The sequence below is a fragment of the Citrobacter sp. Cpo126 genome, from assembly GCF_030332445.1.
Classification (GTDB): Bacteria; Pseudomonadota; Gammaproteobacteria; order Enterobacterales; family Enterobacteriaceae; genus Citrobacter; species Citrobacter portucalensis.
Window position 1 is genome coordinate 189,139 of the sequence record NZ_JAOWHT010000037.1, and the last position, 19,099, is coordinate 208,237.

15 protein-coding genes are annotated in these 19,099 nt (G+C 51.2%); 9 read left to right on the forward strand and 6 right to left on the reverse strand.

The annotated features are described in order from the left end of the window. Nucleotides 1-5: 5 nt before the first annotated feature. The 4 genes from yiaY (at nucleotide 6) to OGY17_RS17605 (ending at nucleotide 4,504) form a co-directional block, all read left to right on the forward strand. Entirely contained in the window at nucleotides 6-1,157 is a 1,152-nt protein-coding gene (yiaY, locus tag OGY17_RS17590) for an L-threonine dehydrogenase (protein ID WP_235126189.1), read from the forward strand. Between the two features lie 92 nt (nucleotides 1,158-1,249). Beyond that, nucleotides 1,250-2,788, forward strand: a complete 1,539-nt coding sequence (gene aldB, locus OGY17_RS17595) for an aldehyde dehydrogenase AldB (RefSeq protein WP_048215318.1) — start codon at nucleotides 1,250-1,252, stop codon at nucleotides 2,786-2,788. Nucleotides 2,789-3,038: 250 nt separating this feature from the next. Further along, nucleotides 3,039-3,362: a DUF3302 domain-containing protein gene (locus tag OGY17_RS17600; RefSeq protein ID WP_121540541.1), complete on the forward strand. Its 324-nt coding sequence runs from the start codon at nucleotides 3,039-3,041 to the stop codon at nucleotides 3,360-3,362. A 5-nt stretch (nucleotides 3,363-3,367) separates the two neighbouring features. Further along, the gene (locus OGY17_RS17605; protein WP_003827345.1) at nucleotides 3,368-4,504 is read left to right on the forward strand and encodes an HlyD family secretion protein; all 1,137 of its coding nucleotides are present in this window, start codon (nucleotides 3,368-3,370) and stop codon (nucleotides 4,502-4,504) included. A gap of 16 nt (nucleotides 4,505-4,520) precedes the next feature. On the opposite strand, the gene OGY17_RS17610 is transcribed toward OGY17_RS17605, so the two are convergent. After that, nucleotides 4,521-5,471 carry a LysR family transcriptional regulator gene (locus OGY17_RS17610; RefSeq protein ID WP_103284581.1) on the reverse strand — a complete coding sequence of 317 codons (951 nt, stop codon included), beginning with the start codon at nucleotides 5,469-5,471 and terminating at the stop codon, nucleotides 4,521-4,523. Nucleotides 5,472-5,592: 121 nt separating this feature from the next. On the opposite strand from OGY17_RS17610, the gene OGY17_RS17615 reads away from it, so the two are divergent. Beyond that, entirely contained in the window at nucleotides 5,593-6,333 is a 741-nt protein-coding gene (locus tag OGY17_RS17615) for a MipA/OmpV family protein (protein ID WP_286607925.1), read from the forward strand. Nucleotides 6,334-6,420: 87 nt separating this feature from the next. On the opposite strand, the gene OGY17_RS17620 is transcribed toward OGY17_RS17615, so the two are convergent. Both OGY17_RS17620 and OGY17_RS17625 read right to left on the reverse strand, forming a co-directional pair. After that, nucleotides 6,421-8,376, reverse strand: coding sequence for a glycoside hydrolase family 127 protein (locus tag OGY17_RS17620; protein ID WP_286607927.1), 1,956 nt, complete (start codon nucleotides 8,374-8,376; stop codon nucleotides 6,421-6,423). Between the two features lie 10 nt (nucleotides 8,377-8,386). Continuing rightward, the gene (locus tag OGY17_RS17625; RefSeq protein ID WP_286607929.1) at nucleotides 8,387-9,787 is read right to left on the reverse strand and encodes an MFS transporter; all 1,401 of its coding nucleotides are present in this window, start codon (nucleotides 9,785-9,787) and stop codon (nucleotides 8,387-8,389) included. 252 nt (nucleotides 9,788-10,039) lie between these two features. Here OGY17_RS17625 and OGY17_RS17630 point away from each other — a divergent pair, with 252 nt between their 5' ends. Together OGY17_RS17630 and OGY17_RS17635 are read left to right on the forward strand one after the other, a co-directional pair. Beyond that, on the forward strand, nucleotides 10,040-10,855 hold the full coding sequence (locus tag OGY17_RS17630; RefSeq protein WP_003827350.1) for a helix-turn-helix domain-containing protein: 816 nt from the start codon (nucleotides 10,040-10,042) through the stop codon (nucleotides 10,853-10,855). A gap of 166 nt (nucleotides 10,856-11,021) precedes the next feature. After that, nucleotides 11,022-11,495, forward strand: a complete 474-nt coding sequence (locus tag OGY17_RS17635) for a 4Fe-4S dicluster domain-containing protein (protein ID WP_286607931.1) — start codon at nucleotides 11,022-11,024, stop codon at nucleotides 11,493-11,495. A gap of 34 nt (nucleotides 11,496-11,529) precedes the next feature. Here the strand turns inward: OGY17_RS17635 and avtA are convergent, their stop codons facing one another. Then, on the reverse strand, nucleotides 11,530-12,780 hold the full coding sequence (gene avtA, locus OGY17_RS17640) for a valine--pyruvate transaminase (protein WP_003837697.1): 1,251 nt from the start codon (nucleotides 12,778-12,780) through the stop codon (nucleotides 11,530-11,532). 175 nt (nucleotides 12,781-12,955) lie between these two features. Then, nucleotides 12,956-14,986: an alpha-amylase gene (malS, locus tag OGY17_RS17645; protein WP_286607933.1), complete on the reverse strand. Its 2,031-nt coding sequence runs from the start codon at nucleotides 14,984-14,986 to the stop codon at nucleotides 12,956-12,958. 316 nt (nucleotides 14,987-15,302) lie between these two features. Here malS and OGY17_RS17650 point away from each other — a divergent pair, with 316 nt between their 5' ends. Next, nucleotides 15,303-16,127 carry a protein bax gene (locus OGY17_RS17650; RefSeq protein ID WP_008786441.1) on the forward strand — a complete coding sequence of 275 codons (825 nt, stop codon included), beginning with the start codon at nucleotides 15,303-15,305 and terminating at the stop codon, nucleotides 16,125-16,127. Between the two features lie 44 nt (nucleotides 16,128-16,171). Here OGY17_RS17650 and xylR read toward each other — a convergent pair whose 3' ends face one another. Next, nucleotides 16,172-17,350 (reverse strand): D-xylose utilization transcriptional activator XylR, encoded by a 1,179-nt coding sequence (xylR, locus tag OGY17_RS17655; protein WP_003827365.1) that lies wholly within the window; start codon nucleotides 17,348-17,350, stop codon nucleotides 16,172-16,174. A 361-nt stretch (nucleotides 17,351-17,711) separates the two neighbouring features. Between xylR and xylA the strand changes: the two genes are divergently transcribed. Next, nucleotides 17,712-19,034: a xylose isomerase gene (gene xylA, locus OGY17_RS17660; protein WP_286607935.1), complete on the forward strand. Its 1,323-nt coding sequence runs from the start codon at nucleotides 17,712-17,714 to the stop codon at nucleotides 19,032-19,034. Nucleotides 19,035-19,099 lie beyond the last annotated feature (65 nt).

Below are 19,099 nucleotides of genomic sequence, written 5' to 3' on the forward strand. Positions count from 1 at the left end.
GTACAATGGCTGCTTCAACATTTTTTATTCCTTCCGTGAATGTAATCGGCGCTGACGCATTAAAAGACGCAATGAATACAATGGCGGAATATGGTTTTCGCCGTACGCTGATTGTTACGGATGCCATGCTGACGAAATTAGGTATGGCTGGCGATATTCAAAAAGCGCTACAGGAACATGATATTTCCAGCGTAATTTACGATGGTACGCATCCTAACCCCACGACCAGTAACGTTGCTGCTGGCCTGAAAATGCTGAAAGAAAATGACTGTGATAGCGTTATTTCTCTCGGCGGCGGCTCTCCACACGATTGTGCGAAGGGCATTGCGCTGGTGGCGGCTAATGGTGGCGATATTCGTGACTACGAAGGTGTAGACCGCTCTGCAAAACCGCAGCTGCCGATGATCGCCATCAACACCACGGCGGGTACGGCATCTGAAATGACCCGCTTCTGCATCATCACTGATGAAGTACGCCACATTAAAATGGCGATTGTGGATAAGCATGTTACACCGCTGCTGTCCGTCAATGACTCCTCGCTGATGGTCGGTATGCCGAAGTCTCTGACGGCGGCTACCGGTATGGATGCGCTGACTCACGCTATCGAAGCCTATGTTTCTATTGCTGCGACCCCCATTACCGATGCGTGCGCGCTTAAAGCCGTCACCATGATTGCGGAAAACCTGCCGGTCGCCGTGGAAGAGGGCGGCAATGCTCAGGCGCGCGAAGCCATGGCCTATGCGCAGTTCCTCGCAGGTATGGCCTTTAACAATGCCTCCCTTGGCTACGTGCATGCGATGGCGCACCAGCTGGGTGGCTTCTACGATCTGCCACACGGAGTATGTAATGCCGTACTGCTGCCGCATGTACAGGTATTTAATAGCAAAGTTGCTGCCGCCCGCCTGCGCGATTGCGCGGCTGCGATGGGCGTTAACGTGGCTGGACTGAGCGAAGAGCAAGGGGCGGAAGCCTGCATCGCGGCGATCCGCGAACTGGCGCAGAAAGTGAATATTCCGGCTGGGCTGCGTGAGCTGAACGTGAAAGAAGAAGATTTTGCCGTTCTGGCGACTAATGCCCTGAAAGATGCCTGTGGTTTCACTAACCCGATTCAGGCGACACATGAAGAAATCATGGCGATTTATCGTGCTGCCATGTAATTCGTGATACCTGTCGTAAAGCAGTAAAAGGCTGGCGAATAATTCGCCAGTCCCGTCTACCCTTGTAGTACCCCTACAGCAAGGAGACGGTCATGACCAATAACCCCCCTTCAACGCGTATTTATCCCGGCGAGTATGGTTACCCTCTGAAGTTAAAAGCCCGATACGATAACTTTATCGGCGGTGACTGGGTCGCACCGGTGGACGGTGAGTATTACCAAAACCTGACGCCGGTAACCGGGCAATTACTGTGCGAAGTGGCCTCTTCCGGCAAAAAGGACATCGATTTGGCACTGGATGCCGCGCACAAAGCAAAAGACAAATGGGCGCAGACTTCCGTGCAGGACAGGGCGGCGATTTTGTTCAAAATTGCCGATCGTATGGAGCAAAATCTGGAGCTGCTGGCGACGGCTGAAACCTGGGATAACGGTAAACCCATCCGTGAAACCAGCGCGGCAGATGTGCCGCTGGCGATTGACCATTTCCGCTATTTCGCGTCCTGTATTCGTGCACAGGAAGGGGGAATAAGCGAAGTTGATAGCGATACCGTGGCGTATCACTTCCATGAACCTCTTGGCGTGGTGGGGCAAATTATCCCGTGGAACTTCCCGCTGTTGATGGCCAGTTGGAAGATGGCGCCCGCCCTGGCTGCCGGTAACTGTGTCGTGCTTAAACCTGCGCGTCTGACGCCGCTGTCCGTGTTGTTGCTGATGGAAGTTGTCGGCGATCTGCTCCCGCCTGGCGTGGTGAACGTGGTAAACGGCGCGGGAGGGGAAATCGGTGAGTATCTGGCGACGTCAAAACGCATTGCAAAAGTGGCGTTTACCGGCTCAACGGAAGTTGGGCAGCAGATCATGCAGTACGCCACGCAGAACATTATCCCTGTCACGCTGGAGCTGGGCGGGAAATCCCCCAATATCTTCTTCGCGGACGTGATGGATGAAGAAGATGCGTTCTTTGACAAAGCGCTGGAAGGTTTTGCATTGTTTGCCTTCAACCAGGGCGAAGTATGTACCTGCCCGAGTCGGGCGCTGGTACAAGAATCCATTTACGAACGTTTTATGGAAAGAGCCATACGTCGGGTGGAAAGTATCCGTAGCGGCAACCCGTTAGACAGCGTGACGCAAATGGGCGCACAGGTGTCGCATGGTCAACTGGAAACCATTCTGAATTACATCGACATTGGTAAAAAAGAAGGGGCAGATGTTCTCACCGGCGGGCGGCGCAAGCAGCTGGATGGCGAGTTAAAAGAGGGGTACTACCTCGAACCGACCATTCTGTTTGGTAAGAACAACATGCGGGTTTTCCAGGAGGAGATCTTCGGACCGGTGCTGGCCGTCACGACGTTTAAAACCATGGAGGAAGCGCTGGAAATCGCTAATGACACCCAATATGGGCTTGGCGCTGGTGTCTGGAGTCGAAACGGAAATCTGGCTTACAAAATGGGGCGTGGGATTCAGGCGGGGCGAGTTTGGACCAACTGTTACCATGCTTACCCGGCGCATGCGGCGTTCGGCGGCTACAAGCAGTCGGGTATCGGGCGCGAGACGCATAAGATGATGCTTGAGCATTATCAGCAAACCAAATGCCTGTTAGTAAGCTACTCTGATAAACCACTGGGGCTGTTTTAATTTCACGTCACCTACTGCCCGGTCGCGTTTAGCGTACCGGGCATCAAGTTATGTCCTCAGGTAAGTGGCTGGGGTGAACGAACGCAGCCAAAAAAGAAGCAGCTCGAAAGACGACGGGTATATATAAACCCATATATCGTTATATAAATAAGATAATTGCATCCAATCTGGTCATTCCAATACTATTATCAACTCTATTGTTTAAATCAAATTGCATCCGAATTCCTTAATTTAAATCCCTGAGGCAAATATGTTCCTTAATTATTTTGCATTAGGAGTGCTTATTTTTGTATTCCTGGTCATTTTTTACGGGATTATTATTCTGCATGATATTCCCTATCTAATTGCAAAGAAACGTAACCATCCTCATGCCGACGCAATACATGTTGCGGGTTGGGTTAGTTTGTTTACCTTACATGTTATTTGGCCCTTTTTATGGATCTGGGCAACGCTTTATCGCCCGGAACGCGGGTGGGGCATGCAGAGCGCGGATTCTTCCCTGATCCAGCTTCAGGCAAGGGTTGCGGATCTGGAAAAGAAACTGGGTGAGGTCAAGACCTCTCCGGCGGAGTAATATCGATGGATTTACTGATTGTTCTGACCTATGTGGCGTGTGCATGGTCAATATTTAAAATTTTTAAAATTCCTGTAAATAAATGGACAGTTCCTACCGCGGCATTAGGCGGTATATTCATTGTTTGCGGACTTATATTACTGATGAATTATAACCATCCGTATACATTTAAGGCACAAAAAGCGGTAATTTCTATTCCCGTGGTGCCGCAGGTAACGGGTGTAGTGACAGAAGTAACGGATAAGAAGAATACGCTAATCAAAAAAGGCGAGGTTCTGTTTAAGCTTAATCCAGGGCGTTATCAGGCGCGGGTCGATCGCCTGAAGGCTGATATTGTTACCGCACAGCATAAAGAGCAGGCTCTGGTTGCGCAGTTAGACGAAATGAAAGCCAACACGCAGCGGGCAAAGGCCACGCGTGACAAACTGGCAAAAGATTACCAGCGCTATGCGCAGGGGAGTCAGGCGAAAGTGAATCCTTTTTCTGAACGCGATATCGATGCGGCGCGCCAAAACTACCTGGCGCAGGAAGCCTCGGTGAAATCCTCCGTTGCAGAACAACAGCAAATTCAGAGCCAGTTGGACAGCCTGGTACTGGGTGAGAATTCGCAAATTGCCAGCCTGAAAGCACAGCTAGCGGAAGCAGAGTTCAACCTGGACCAGACCGTGGTTCGCGCGCCCAGCGATGGTTACGTCACTCAGGTGCTGATGCGCCCAGGAACCTATGCCGCCGCGCTGCCGATGCGCCCGGTCATGGTATTCATCCCGGATCAGAAACGACAAATTATCGCCCAGTTCCGTCAAAACTCGTTGTTGCGACTGGAGCCAGGCGATGAAGCGGAAGTGGTGTTTAATGCCCTGCCGGGTAAGGTGTTTAGCGGTAAACTGGCCGCCATTAGTCCGGCAGTACCGGGTGGTACATACCAGTCGAACGGGGCACTGCAATCTTTAAACTCTACGCCCGGTTCGGAAGGGGTAATCGCCACGATTGAGCTGAACGACAATGCGGATGTGAACGCATTACCTGATGGGATTTACGCCCAGGTTGCCGTTTACTCTGACCATTTCGAACATGTGTCGGTCATGCGCAAGGTGTTGCTGCGGATGACCAGTTGGGTGCATTACCTGTATCTCGACCACTAAGCGCAGGCTATTTCGCTTACTCAGGCTGTCGTATCGCCTGAGCAAGCTGCTGACGTATCTCCGCGAGCATTGCATCGAGAATATACTGCACTCGCCAGGGCTGGTATTCACGCTTGCGGAAAATCGCCACTAAATCCAGCCACCATTCATGTTGCTCCGAGAAACACGGGACCAGCATCTCGGAACGACAATCTCTTTGCACACTTTCATTTGGCGCAAAAACAATCCCCAAATGATTACGCGCCAGCGCCAGTGCGGATTGTGTATTGTCGCAGATGTAATTTCCCGTCACACGATAGTCGCGCATCTTTTTGTCTTCAGCAGAATTGAATCGCCAAATGTTGGCATCATCAATCATCATAGAATCAATTAGAATGCAGGAATGGTTAACTAATTCATCAGGACTACTAATAGGATTCTTGGTGAGATATTCCCGACTGGCAAAAGCAATAACCGCATATTTAGTGATAAAACTGGCGACCAGTGATTCATCTTTAGGATGAGCATAGGAAAGTAAAATATCACAATCGTCAGGAAAGTCGACGCCTTCATAAAATGCTTTGCGATCCAGGTTATAGGTTTTTAGCACCAGACTGATATCGCCAATATCCATAATTTTTGCAATAACATGTTGCGATAAGTAAGCAATAATTCCGGTTGGTGCATATACCGTTACTTTTCCACGTTTCTCGTGCTTATAATCAGCAATGAAATTATTTAACTGATCATTTCTGTCTAACATGTCATTGATGTAAGGAAGTAACGCTATACCAAACGGCGTGAGGGTCAGTTGTCGGGTGGTGCGGTCAAATACCTTTAGCCCAACTTTTGATTCAAAATCAGCAAGATACTTACTTACATTGGCCTGAGCAATGCCGAGAACAGTAGCGGCATGGCTGATATTTTCACTGGCAGCAATTACCGAAATAATCTTCAGTTCCCGGTGTTTAAGTTGTAATTTATTCATCGCCAAGCCCAATATATATAATTTTATATATATTACTATATAAATATGAACCTTGCACCGATGAAATTGTAAGCATTATTATGCACCCGCTTTGTAGCTTATTTTAAAATGGAATGTTGGCATGTTAATTAAACACAATATTGTGGCGCTGCTCGCCTTTTCTTTTATGGCGAGTGCAACTGCCGCAGAATTTTCTATTGGCGCTGGCGCTGTATATAATGAATCACCTTATCGCGGGTATAATGATAATGTTCACGCAGTACCGCTTGTCAGTTATGAAAGTGAATCATTTTATTTTAGGCAAACAACGCTAGGTTATATTTTGTCTAAGAGTGAAAGTAATGAATTTAGTATTACTGCCTCTTATATGCCGCTGGAGTTTGATCCCGGTGACAATGACGATCACGCAATGAAAGCGCTGGATAAGCGTGACACAACTGCAATGGCGGGTGCCGCGTGGTATCACCATGAAAGATGGGGTAGCGTGAAAGTCTCCGCCGCTGCGGATGTGCTGGACAACAGTAATGGCTGGGTAGGGGAAGTTTCACTGTTCCGTCCAATGCCGATGGGCAAGCTGACGCTGACGCCATCAATTGGCGTGCTCTACTATGACGAAAAATTCAATGAATACTACTACGGCATTTCGGGTAATGAGTCCCGTCGTAGTGGTTTATCAAGCTATTCCCCAGGCGATAGCTGGACACCGTATGTTGGCCTGTCCGCTAAATACGCATTAACCACTAACCTGACGCTGCTGGCAAGCGCCAACTATAGCGCACTGCCGGATGACATTAAAAATAGTCCGATGGTTGATCGTGATGACAGCTTCACCTTTATGTCCGGTCTGACCTGGCGTTTCTGATTCTCACCCGTTTGTCCTCAGGGAGGAGGGCAATCTTTTCATGAGACATTGACGGATGGGGGCTAACCGCCGCCATCCGCCTTATTATTACTGCTCGTTTATCCAGATACGCATTTCGCCTTCACCACGGTTCGCCCAGCTAAACCACGGAATAAACGTCAATGTATGCGCCTGGCGCGAAGCTGGGGAAACATCGTAGTGCCACAACGATTGTTGTGCTGCATCGGCAGTACTTTGCTTCACGCCTTCAGCCTGAATTAACATTTTATGGCTGAACAATCCCTTACCCTCGAATACTCTGAACTCACTCTCTTTTGGCAACCACAGGTTATGCAATTCCTCACCGTTATCGGCCTGCTCCAGGCAATACACCAGCGGTCCACGCTGAATGGCGACCTTACCGGCAACATGACGAACTAATGGATTTCCGTACACCCGACGCACCGGCATTGGCAGGGTCAGACTGAGCGTATCGCCTTCCTGCCAGGTTCGGCTGATGTGCAAATAGCCTTTACGAATATCCTGCTCAACTGGCTGACCATTCAGTAAAACCTGCGGTGCGGTGCACCAGTCTGGCAGGCGCAGGGCCAGGGTGTGATATATCGACTGCGGCGATTCGATGGCGATTTTCACCTGCTCATGCCATGGATAATCCCCGCTAATGTGCAGCTTGAGCGAGCCATCCGCCACGGGGACTTCCATGCTATTGCCCACGTACATATTGATATACAGCGCGTCCTGACGTGGTGTGTAGATGTAATGACCAATAGAGGTGAGTACGCGGGCGATATTCGGCGGGCAACAGGCGCAGCCAAACCAGCGCTGACGAACGGGTTTCACGTGGTCATAAATATGATTGAATTTTAATGATTTAGGATGCACTTCCAGCGGGTTCACATAGAAGAAGTGCTTGCCATCGAGCGCCATCCCGCCCAATACGGTGTTATACAGGGCGCGCTCCATCACGTCGGCATACTGGCTGTCTGCCTCCATCTCCAGCATTCTGCGGGCGAACATCATTAGACCGATTGAGGCGCAGCTTTCCGCATACACGGAGTCGTTAGGCAGATCGTAATCGCTGCTAAACGCCTCGCCGCTGCTTTGTGAACCGATCCCGCCGGTAATGTACAACTGACGCTGGGCCATGTTTTTCCACAGACGCAGGCAATCCTGACGTTTGCCTTCGTCCTGACTCAAGCGTGCCAGATGCGCCACGCCGGTCATCAGATAAACAAAACGTACTGCATGACCGATCGCCGTTTGCTGTTCTGAAATGGGCTGATGAGCCTGGCTATAGGGTTTGTCCTTCACCATCCATGCCGGGCCGTAAGTATGCCAGTAAGAGGTTTGGCCACGCTTTTCGTACTCTTCGTCATAGAAATGGGGTTGCGCGCCGCGCTGCTCCACAAAGTAATTTACCAGCGCCATGTAGCGTGGTTGCTGGGTCACTTCGTATAAGCGCATTAACGCCAGCTCAACTTCCGGGTGTCCCGGATAGCCGCGCAGTTGATTCTCTCCAAGCCCGAAAACGTTATCGATGTGGTCTGCCAGACGACACACTACGTCTAAAAGACGACGTTTTCCCGTCGCCTGAAAGAACGCGACGCCTGCTTCGATCAAATGACCTGCACAGTACAACTCATGACACTCGGCGAGGTTAGTCCAGCGTTCATCCGGGGCTTTCACTGTAAAGTATGTATTGAGATAGCCGTCTTCACACTGCGCAGCGGCCACCAACTCGATGACCTCATCTGCGGTTTTCTCAAGTTCCGCATCAGGTTTCTGGCACAGGGACCAGGCGACTGCCTCCAGCCATTTCGCTACGTCGCTATCCTGAAAAACCATGCCGTAAAATTCGCCATCCTGCAGTCCTGCGGCGATACGAAAGTTCTCTATCGCATGACTTGGTTCCGCCTCTGCAATGCGGTCATTCAGCGCATCCCACTGGTAGGGGATCACTACATCACGGACCAACTGTTGGTATTGTCCGAGGAACGGATCGCTGACGGTGAGCTTATGCAGGTCGACTTCCAGTACGTTCATTTCGTGCTCCTTAAGGCTGTACATGACGCTGACGCAGATCGGTGGCAATGCGCGACATCATCGGATTATTGAGTTTGCAGATGCGGATAGACAGCGCCAACAGCAGGTGGAACAGCGCGGGAAGCAGCGTCTCCATCGCGGTAATTCCTTGCAGCGAACTGGCGGTTTGGTTACCAGCGCCTGGCTGATAGGCGACAAAAATAAATAACAGGCTGATGATCCCCGCGCTTGAGGCCCAGGCCAGCTTGATGAAAAACAGGTTGAAGGCGAAATTCATGCCGGAAGAACGCACGCCGGTTTTCCACTCGCCGTAATCGTCGGCAAAGGCCATCAGCGAGAAGTGCAGAGGCAGCGTAAAGCCCAGAATAATGCCGTTGCCGAGAATAACCGCCAGCCATAATGTTTGATAAGCCGGACCGGTCGGCAGGAACCACATCATCACTGCCAGGGCTGCCAGCACCAGGTTGGTGTAGTAATAGAGTTTGACGGTATCTATACGGCGGGTCAGCGGGCTGACAACCACTGAACCGATGATGGACGCAAAGGTCACCATGGTGAAAAACAGCGACGTGTAAGCGGTACTGCCTTCCAGCACGTAGGTAATGAAATACATGTACCCGCCGCCACGAATATTGAAGACGTTAATCAGCAGGAAAGACATCACCAGCATCAGCAGCAACTGGTCATTTTTGCGTAGCCCACCAATGTGTTCACGCAGGGTAAATTTCCCCATCATCGCCAGCGGCACACGCTCGCGAACCCAGAAGAAGCAGCACAGGAACATCATCACAGCGATGGCGCACAGGATGCCCACGCCGAACTGATAACCCTGCGCGACATTGCCCTGACCCAGAATATCCACCATCCACGGCAGACCAACGGAGACAAGGAATCCCGCCACGCCGCACAGCACAAAGCGCCAGGACTGACAGGCGATCACCTCGTTATGGCGGGTCGTCATGGTGTTGATCAGCGCACAATACGGTACGTTGATGGCGGTATAGCCGACAGAGAGCAGTAGATAGGTGCCGAATGCCCAGGCGATTTTTACGCTCATGCTGGCGTCAGGGACGGTAAACGTGAGTACGCCAATGATGCCAATGGGAATTGCCACCCACAGCTGCCATGGGCGAAAACGCCCCCAGCGGCTTTGCGTGCGGTCGGCAAGTATGCCCATTATCGGATCGGAAATGGCATCAAATACACGCAGGGCAATAAACAATGTGCCGACCAGTGCGGGCGTTAACCCGAAGACATCGGTGTAGAAAAATGTCAGGAAGTTCATGATCAGACAGGTAATTACCGTCCCGCCAGCATCGCCTAACCCATAACCTATTTTTTCACGCAGGGATAATTTGTCGTCCTGGGCACGCTGTGCCAAATCAGATGTCGTAATCGGAGCCGAAGTCATAAATAACTCCCGGAGAGGATGTTCAGAAAGTATCCCGCTACGTTGCGGGTTATTTGTTTGTAATTTGCAAAGTACGTTATTTATTCTGCACGAAATGTTTGGGTCAACAAGGGAAGAGAAAAGTATAAAAAGATGACAATTCCGACTTCATTATAAAAATGTGATTTCGATCCAGCGAAAAGCAAGTTTATCGTGAATAATCAATAATAAAGAGAAGTTTAAATGATGTAAAAAGCGGGAATTTGAATATATATGCTCGAATTATCCATGTCTCTTCCGATTAAAGTGCAAAATGGTGGGCTATTTATTTCCCGAGGTGTGGGAAGCCATCCGGCGCGGCAATTGCAATCCTGGGAAATCATCTTTGTCGAAAAAGGGACATTAACGATTCGCGAAGGCCAGACCGTTTTTTGCGTGAATGCTGGAGAAAGTTTGCTGTTATGGCCGCAGCGTTCGCATATTGGTGTGGGACAGTTTCCGGCTGATTTGAAATTTTACTGGCTACACTTTGAGGTGACAGCAGAAAACGATGCTTCACTTACAGAACCGTTGCTTGCGATTCCTCAGCATGCCCGGGTTAGCGAGCCACAATATATTATTTCGCTGTTTCGCCAGTTCTTACGCGAGCAGGAAAATATTCATCGCAGCGTTGCGCTGGAACTGATCCTACTGCTGATTTTGCAGCAAATCTCCGCGGCGGCTAGCGAGCAACCCGCAGATAGCCCCGGTAATGCGCTGGCATGGAAAGCGCAACAAATAATCCACACCCAGTTCCACCTGCCGATTAGTGCCTCAACTCTGGCGAAAGAGCTGCATTGCAATGCGGATTATCTGGGGCGTGTATTCCGTAGCGCTTTCCGGCTGACGCTAACTGAAGCATTGCATCGCCAGCGGGTAAGGGCGGCAGAAAAGCTGTTGATCAGTGACTCGCTGTCGCTTACCGAAGTGGCGATTAAATGTGGATTTAATGATGTGGGTTACTTTCGTAAAATCTTTCGTAAGCATACCAGCCTGACGCCTGCGGCGTGGAAACGGCGCTACTGCAAAGAGCATATTAATTCGGCGTAAATGAGGATCGCCGGGTGGCGCTATGCTTACCCGGCCTACAAAAGTGCATGCAATCCCCCAAAGTCGTTCAGGCACCTGACAATATTTAACCGTTTCCCCTGTCCGATCAAAGCGTCAGGGGCGGTCTCTCTGGCACTCTGTGGTTTTCACGCAGAGGGAGGGGGCAATGAACGCGTTTATTATGGCGGATGCGGCAAAATGTATTGGGTGTCGTACCTGCGAAGTTGCCTGCGTCGTCGCGCATCAGCAAAACCAGGACTGTGCTTCGGTTTCTTCTTCAGCGTTTGTACCGCGGATTCGGGTCATCAAAGACGACGCCTTTACCACGGCGGTCGCCTGCCATCAATGCGAAGACGCTCCCTGTGCGAATGTTTGTCCAACTCACGCTATTCGTCGTGAACATGGGCATATCTTCGTTGAACAGGCACGTTGTATTGGTTGTAAAAGCTGTATGCTGGCCTGCCCGTTTGGGGCAATGAATGTCGTTGCCCGTTCGTCGCGGGTGCAGGCGATAAAATGCGATTTGTGCTGGCATCGCGAGGCGGGACCAGCGTGTGTCGAAGCCTGCCCGACCAGCGCGTTGCAGTGTGTTGATGCCGTCAGTATTCAGCGCCAGCGCCTGCGTTCACAGCCGCTGTGAAGTGAGCCCGACCCGCACTTGGGTCGGGTTTGCGTTAGCCTTCCAGCCAGGCGCGTTCGATCTCTTCAGCCAGAATCTTCACGCCAGCTTCGATTTTCTCCGGCTCTGGCACGTAGTTCATCCGCATGCACTGATGGGTATGCGGCCAGGGTTTATCCAGCCCCGGGAAGAAGTAGTCACCAGGAACCATCAGTACGCCGCGCGCTTTCAGACGCTGATACAACAGTTCGGTGGTGATCGGTAAATCTTTGAACCATAGCCACAGGAAAATCGCGCCTTCAGGTTTATGGATAAGGCAGCGATCTTCAGACAAGTAGCGGCGAATAATCGCAATCGTCTCCTGAACGCGCTGATAGTAAAACGGCTTGATAACCGTTTCGGACAGGCGCAGCAGATCGTTACGTTTAATCATCTCGCACATCATCGCCGGTCCCATTCCGCCAGGTGCAAGGCTGATGATGCCGTTCATATTGGTAATCGCAGTGATGATTTTTTCATTCGCGATAATGATGCCGCAGCGGGAACCTGGCAGACCCAGCTTGGAAAGGCTCATGCACAACACAATGTTGGGGTTCCACAGTGGGCGTGCTTCGCTAAAGATAATGCCAGGGAATGGTACGCCATAGGCGTTATCAATCACCAGCGGGATCCCATGCTGGTTGGCCAGCCGGTCCAGCTTCATCAACTCGTCGTCGGTGATCACGTTGCCTGTCGGGTTAGTGGGGCGCGACACGCAGATCATGCCCGTTTCTTCACCGATGTGCAGGTGTTCAAAATCAACGTGATACTTAAATTGGCCTTCCGGTAGCAGCTCAATGTTCGGACGTGCTGAGACGAAGAGATCTTCTTCCAGCCCGGAATCGGCATAGCCAATGTATTCCGGGGCTAACGGGAATAACACTTTTTGCGTTGTTCCGTCAGCGCGGCGTCCGGCGAACAGATTGAATAAGTAGAAAAACGCGCTCTGACTGCCATTTGTCAGTGCAATATTTTGTGGCTCGATATCCCAACCCTGCTTCTCACGTAGCAGTTTCGCCAGTTCAGACAGTAGCTCGGTTTTCCCTTGCGGACCGTCATAATTGCAAAGCGCATCAGTGGCTTTGCCGTTTGCCAGCATATCTGTCAGCAGAGACTGGAAGTAATTTTGCATCTCTGGAATTTGCGCCGGATTACCACCGCCGAGCATGATGGCGCCTGGGGTGCGTAAACCGTCGTTGAGGTCCTCCATCAGGCGGGTGATGCCTGAATGGCGGGTAAATTTGTCGCCAAAAAGTGAGAATGTCATAGCAGGGGGTCTGTCGAACTGAGTAGTAAAGTGGCTAACCATAGCGCTACCTATGGCAGGGTGCAAATCAGGGGGACGAGCTAGATTGATGTTTTGTGCTACAGATGTTTGCCTGGCTGGTTTTTTATTTTGTGTTGGGCTTCCCGCTGTATGCACAGCGAGAAGCCTGTTGGGATCAGGGCTGACCGGCCCACACCACCATCACCTTATCGTCGCCATGCTCGCGGATAAATCCGTATCCCTGCTTCAATGTCAGCGTGGTCTGTTTACCAGCACCGATGGCGGGATGTCTGGCCCGGAACTGACTGATGCGCTGCCAGTGAGTGACGCTGGCGGCAGATTTCCCGGCCACATCCTGCCAGTTCATTTCTGAGCGCGTACCCTGCAATGGGTCTGAACCTGTTGGTCCAAAGGGCCGGGCCGACTCGTCTCCGTAAAAGAGTTGTACCGCGCCTGGCGCCAGCAGCAATAGCTCGGCGGCTTTGTCTCCACCTTCGCGGAACAGACGCGTATCGTGCGAGGAAAGATAGCTCAGAACGTTGAAATCCTGCAATTTCTCAGCCATCTGTTGCCAGGTGACATCCATATTTGCCAGACAATCGACGGCCTTTGCCGCCTGCTCCTGATAGTCGAAATTGATCATCGCATCAAAGCCGTGACGGTAATAGTCGCTTTGCATAACGCCGTGACCCCAGGCCTCGCCGGTCATCCAGAAAGGTTTGTCATCAAGCGCTTTATCCGGGTTCGCTTTCTTCCATTCAACCAGCGCCGCGCTGGCCTGTGTTTTTAACTGCTGCCAGGCGGGAAGTTCGACGTGTTTGGCGGTATCGACCCGAAACCCGTCAATCCCGTAATCACGCACCCACTGGCTGAGCCAGTGGGTCAGATAATCGCGGGGCGTATAACCAGCAATAGCTTTAGCGTGCGTATCCGGTTTGTGTTGATAAAAGTTTGGCAGCCCGGAAGGCGTGGTGGATTCGGTTTTCAGATCGGGCAGGAAAGCCAGCGACATGGTCAGGTCGTCAAAACCCGGATTGTCGTAATCGCCAATATCGGTGCGGATCCAGTTTTTCCCCCACCATTTTTCCCAGCCTGCTTTATCGCTGAAGTTGATGTAATCATTAAAGCTGTGCCAGCTTTGCCCGGCGGCTGGCTTCCAGTCCGTCCAGCGTTCACCGAGCGTGTTTTTCAGTTCATCGCCCGACAAGTACAGGGCCCCAAACTGATACTCCTGCATATCCGCCAGCGTGGCGTAGCCGGTATGATTCATGACGACATCAAACAGGATGCGAATGCCGCGCTGGTGCGCGCCGTCAACCAGCGCACGCAGGTCAGCTTCATTACCCATATTCGCATCGAGCGTGGTCCAGTCCTGAGTGTAATAGCCGTGGTAAGCATAATGGGGGAAATCGCCTTTGGTGCCACCGCTGACCCAGCCGTGGATTTGCTCAAACGGCGCGCTGATCCATAACGCATTGACGCCCAGTTGTTGCAGATAGTCGAGTTTGCTGGCAAGACCGCGTAAATCGCCCCCGTGGAAGGTGCCAATTTCCTGCATGCCATCGCTGCGCCGACCGTAGCTGTGGTCGTTGCTCGGGTCACCATTTACAAAGCGATCCGTCAGGACGAAATACACCGTAGCGTTATGCCAGTCGAAAGCGGCCGGGGCATCAGTTTCCGCCCGTTCCAGCAGCAACAGTCCGTTACTGGCTGCGGCAGGCTGTAGTGTAATAGACCCATTTTTTACCGTTGCCGTTTGCTGGCTGTAGAAATCGCGCACCACGGCACCTTCCGGAAAGGTCTGGCTCACATCCAGTGTTAACGGCGAACCATCCCATTTCGGGCACTGGCGAATCTGGGTCGTGACAGGGTCTGCGGCGCTTTTTACCGAGAGCATCAACGTTGGCGTTCCGGAGCGGGTATCCACTTCCAGCGTGTAATCGCCGTCTTTGAATAAGCGCCACTGCGGCGGGGCGCCTTCACACGGTTTTAGCGACAGCATCTGGTTGAGTTTTATCGCATCAGCAGGCTGCCAGCACTGTTGGTCAAAATTTAGGATTAAAGGACGCGTACCCTTCGTCAACGCTGCATGGCTGACGAATTTACCCGTACCTTCCGCTTCGAAGGTGGGGAGTCCCTGAGAAGTCCATGATGAGGCGATGGCAATGCCGGGCATGAGCGCCAGCGCAACGGCGGCAAGTTTCATAATGCTGTCCTTGGTGCTGCGATTTTCGCCAGTTTGCCAGTGAAATCAGGCCGGAAACTCCTCCTTTGAGTCGATTCCGCCAGGAGGAGAAGTGAGGGTGAGCGAACGCGCGCAAAAAATGAACTCATTTTGCGATAACCTCCACATTTTCTTCGAATTAATAGCACCCTGAACCGTTAATGCGTGACATGGTTTCAGAATTGGACTATTCCTTTGGGTGCTCTTGACGGCTATTTTTGATATGATTTGAGATTCATCTCTCATTTTTGTGAAAAATATAAGGTGTTGGAATGTATAAATCCGACCAGGAGACCTAATGATATTGACTCCCATTCGACGATATGGGGCAATGATTCTTATGTTACTCACCGTTGCATTTTCGGGTGAGGTGCTGGCAAAGACACACACGGCGACAACGAGTCACAAGCCCCAGGTAATCAAGACAAGTAATACACAGGTAAGCAGTAAACAAGAGTATTCTCGCAATAGTGCAAAGAGTAGTTCACTTCCTGATTTGCGAAAATACCCTTCCGGAACACCAAGGAAAAAAGCGTTTCTCCGGACGGTTATGCCTTATATTACCAGTCAAAATGCTGCCATTACGGCGGACCGTAACTGGTTGATTTCAAAACAGTACCAGAACCGCTGGTCACCGACTGAGCGTACGCGTATGAAAGACATCGCGAAGCGCTACAAGGTGAGCTGGTCTGGCAACACGCGTAAAATCCCATGGAATACGCTGCTTGAGCGCGTAGACATTATCCCGACCAGTATGGTGGCAACCATGGCTGCGGCTGAAAGTGGCTGGGGTACGTCGAAGCTGGCGCGTAGCAACAACAACCTGTTTGGCATGAAATGTGGCAAAGGTCGTTGTAATAATGCCCCGGGTAAGGTGAAAGGCTACTCACAGTTTGAATCGGTGAAAGAGTCGGTGAATGCTTACGTCATCAACCTGAACACGCATCCGGCTTACTCTTCATTCCGTAAGTCACGTGCGCAGCTGCGTAAAGCCGATCAGGAAGTCACCGCTACCGCGATGATTCATAAGCTGAAGGGTTATTCCACTAAAGGACAGAGCTACAACAATTATCTGTTCGCAATGTATCAGGATAACCAGCGTTTAATCGCCGCGCATATGTAATTCTGTGTGCCGGATGGCGGCTTCGCCGCATCCGGCAATAATCCTCACAGCAACACTTCGCTGTTCACATCGCGATACTCTTTGGGCGTCGTGTCATACTCTTTCTTAAAGACCGAATAAAAATATTGCAGAGACGGATAGCCGCACATCTGTGAGATTTCGTTGATTGAAAGTGTGGTAGATATCAACAGGCTGCGCGCTTTTTCCAGCTTTTCGGCATGAATCACGGCGTGGATAGTCTCTCCGACCTCTTCTTTAAAACGCTTCTCCAGATTCGAACGAGAAATCCCCACTGAATCCAGCACTTGTTCAACCTTAATACCTTTACAGGCATGGTTGCGGATAAAGTGCATCGCCTGAATCACCGCCGGATCGGTTAATGAACGGTAGTCGGTTGAGCGGCGTTCAATGACGCGCACCGGAGGAACCAGTGTACGTTGCAGCGGCAGCTCTTCATTTGCCAGTAAACGATGTAAGAGCTTAGCGGCCTGATACCCCATCTGCCTGGCTCCCTGAGCCACGGATGAAAGCGCCACCCGCGACAGATAGCGGGTCAGTTCTTCGTTGTCGATCCCAATCACACACAGCTTTTCCGGAACCGGAATATGCAGGTGTTCGCAAACTTGCAGGACGTGTCGTGCCCGTGCATCGGTAACGGCGATAATACCTGTTTGCGGCGGTAGTGTTTGTAGCCAGTCCGCCAGACGATTTTGCGCGTGCTGCCAGTTTTCCGGTGCGGTTTCCAGCCCCTGATAGACAACGCCGCGGTACTTCTCTTTGGCAACCAGCTGGCAAAACGCATATTCACGTTCCGCGGCCCAGCGTTTGCCGCTTGACGATGGCAGACCATAGAATGCAAAGCGGTTAACCCCTTTTTCCTTCAGGTGCAGGAAAGCGCTTTCTACCAACGCATGGTTGTCGGTGGCGATGTAATGTACCGGTGGATAATCTTGCTCCAGATGGTAGGAGCCTCCAACGCCGATGATGGGAACTTCAACATCGGCAAGTAATTGCGCAATATCATCATCGTCATAATCAGCAATAACGCCGTCGCCTAACCAGTCTTTAATATTATCGATACGGGCGCGGAAATCTTCCTCAATGAATATATCCCACTCGGATTGCGATGCCTGTAAATATTCACCCACACCTTCTACCACCTGGCGGTCGTAGGCTTTATTGGCATTAAATAGCAGAGTGATGCGGTGACGTTTATCAAACATAAGAACCTGTCCTGGAAAGGTTAACGTGGGCCTGTCGATACTAGCAAAACCGCAGGTACGACTGCTTGATGAAGCGTGACAAAATTCCTGATTGCCTGAGGCTACGCAAAATTTACATACTGGTCGCGGGATGACAATTGTCATTTTTTATCTGCGCATTACGGTTTTTTGTTTAATGACTAACCTTCGATCGCGATCGCTTTTTTATTTCTTTATTTAGCGCGTTTTTTTGGGAGCCAGCGCACGTTTGGGTATTCTCTTAATGGCGGTGTGAAATAACGTAATTGAGCAATAAATCAGGAAATTCCAGTATAGCCATATCGCAGTTTACTTGCCGTATTACCTGATTATGGAGCTTATTATGCCGGCTTATTTTGACCAACTCGATCGTGTTCGTTTCGAAGGCACTCAATCCACCAACCCGCTCGCATTTCGCCATTACAACCCTGACGAAATCGTATTGGGCAAGCGCATGGAAGATCATCTGCGTTTTGCGGCCTGCTACTGGCATACCTTCTGCTGGAACGGGGCGGATATGTTCGGTATGGGCGCTTTCGATCGTCCATGGCAGCAGCCTGGTGAAGCTCTGGCGCTGGCGAAACGCAAAGCGGATGTGGCATTTGAGTTTTTCCACAAGCTGAACGTGCCTTACTACTGCTTCCATGACGTGGATGTTTCGCCGGAAGGCGCGTCTTTGAAAGAGTACAAAAACAACTTTGCGCAGATGGTTGATGTGCTGGCGGCAAAACAGGAACAGAGCGGCGTGAAGCTGCTGTGGGGTACAGCAAACTGCTTCACTAACCCACGCTACGGTGCGGGTGCGGCCACAAACCCAGATCCAGAAGTGTTCAGCTGGGCCGCCACGCAGGTGGTTACGGCCATGGATGCCACGCACAAGTTAGGTGGTGAAAACTACGTTCTGTGGGGCGGCCGTGAAGGTTATGAAACACTGCTGAATACCGATCTGCGTCAGGAACGTGAGCAGATTGGTCGTTTCATGCAATTAGTCGTGGAACACAAACACAAAACTGGTTTCCAGGGCACTTTGCTTATTGAGCCGAAACCGCAGGAACCGACCAAGCACCAGTACGACTACGATGCGGCGACCGTGTACGGATTCCTCAAGCAGTTCGGTCTGGAAAAAGAGATCAAACTGAATATCGAAGCCAACCACGCTACGCTTGCAGGCCATTCGTTCCATCACGAAATCGCCACCGCTATCGCGCTGGGTCTGTTTGGCTCTGTCGATGCCAACCGCGGTGACGCACAGCTGGGCTGGGATACCGACCAGTTCCCGAACAGCGTAGAAGAGAATGCCTTGGTGATGTACGAAATCCTGAAAGCGGGCGGCTTCACTACCGGCGGCCTGAACTTTGATGCCAAAGTACGTCGCCAGAGTACCGATAAATACGATCTGTTCTATGGTCATATTGGCGCGATGGATACCATGGCGCTGTCCCTGAAAATTGCGGCCCGTATGATTGAAGACGGTGGTCTGGATCAGCGTGTGGCTAAACGTTATGCCGGTTGGAATGGTGAGCTGGGCCAGCAAATTCTGAAAGGCCAGATGACGCTGACAGAAATTGCGCAGTACGCTGAACAACACAACCTGGCGCCAGTGCACCAGAGCGGTCATCAGGAATTGCTGGAAAATCTGGTAAACCATTATTTTTTCGACAAATAACGGGTCTCTGAGAACGTCCGTACGCCCGGTCAGCTAGCGCTACCGGGCCTTTCTTTAAGGAACGA

Excerpts from the sequence above, each read along its gene's own strand:
- yiaY (WP_235126189.1), top strand. The coding sequence starts at position 6 with ATGGCTGCTTCAACATTTTTTATTCCTTCCGTGAATGTAATCGGCGCT.
- aldB (WP_048215318.1), top strand. The coding sequence starts at position 1,250 with ATGACCAATAACCCCCCTTCAACGCGTATTTATCCCGGCGAGTATGGT.
- OGY17_RS17600 (WP_121540541.1), top strand. The coding sequence starts at position 3,039 with ATGTTCCTTAATTATTTTGCATTAGGAGTGCTTATTTTTGTATTCCTG.
- OGY17_RS17605 (WP_003827345.1), top strand. The coding sequence starts at position 3,368 with ATGGATTTACTGATTGTTCTGACCTATGTGGCGTGTGCATGGTCAATA.
- OGY17_RS17610 (WP_103284581.1), bottom strand. The coding sequence starts at position 5,471 with ATGAATAAATTACAACTTAAACACCGGGAACTGAAGATTATTTCGGTA.
- OGY17_RS17615 (WP_286607925.1), top strand. The coding sequence starts at position 5,593 with ATGTTAATTAAACACAATATTGTGGCGCTGCTCGCCTTTTCTTTTATG.
- OGY17_RS17620 (WP_286607927.1), bottom strand. The coding sequence starts at position 8,376 with ATGAACGTACTGGAAGTCGACCTGCATAAGCTCACCGTCAGCGATCCG.
- OGY17_RS17625 (WP_286607929.1), bottom strand. The coding sequence starts at position 9,787 with ATGACTTCGGCTCCGATTACGACATCTGATTTGGCACAGCGTGCCCAG.
- OGY17_RS17630 (WP_003827350.1), top strand. The coding sequence starts at position 10,040 with ATGCTCGAATTATCCATGTCTCTTCCGATTAAAGTGCAAAATGGTGGG.
- OGY17_RS17635 (WP_286607931.1), top strand. The coding sequence starts at position 11,022 with ATGAACGCGTTTATTATGGCGGATGCGGCAAAATGTATTGGGTGTCGT.
- avtA (WP_003837697.1), bottom strand. The coding sequence starts at position 12,780 with ATGACATTCTCACTTTTTGGCGACAAATTTACCCGCCATTCAGGCATC.
- malS (WP_286607933.1), bottom strand. The coding sequence starts at position 14,986 with ATGAAACTTGCCGCCGTTGCGCTGGCGCTCATGCCCGGCATTGCCATC.
- OGY17_RS17650 (WP_008786441.1), top strand. The coding sequence starts at position 15,303 with ATGATATTGACTCCCATTCGACGATATGGGGCAATGATTCTTATGTTA.
- xylR (WP_003827365.1), bottom strand. The coding sequence starts at position 17,350 with ATGTTTGATAAACGTCACCGCATCACTCTGCTATTTAATGCCAATAAA.
- xylA (WP_286607935.1), top strand. The coding sequence starts at position 17,712 with ATGCCGGCTTATTTTGACCAACTCGATCGTGTTCGTTTCGAAGGCACT.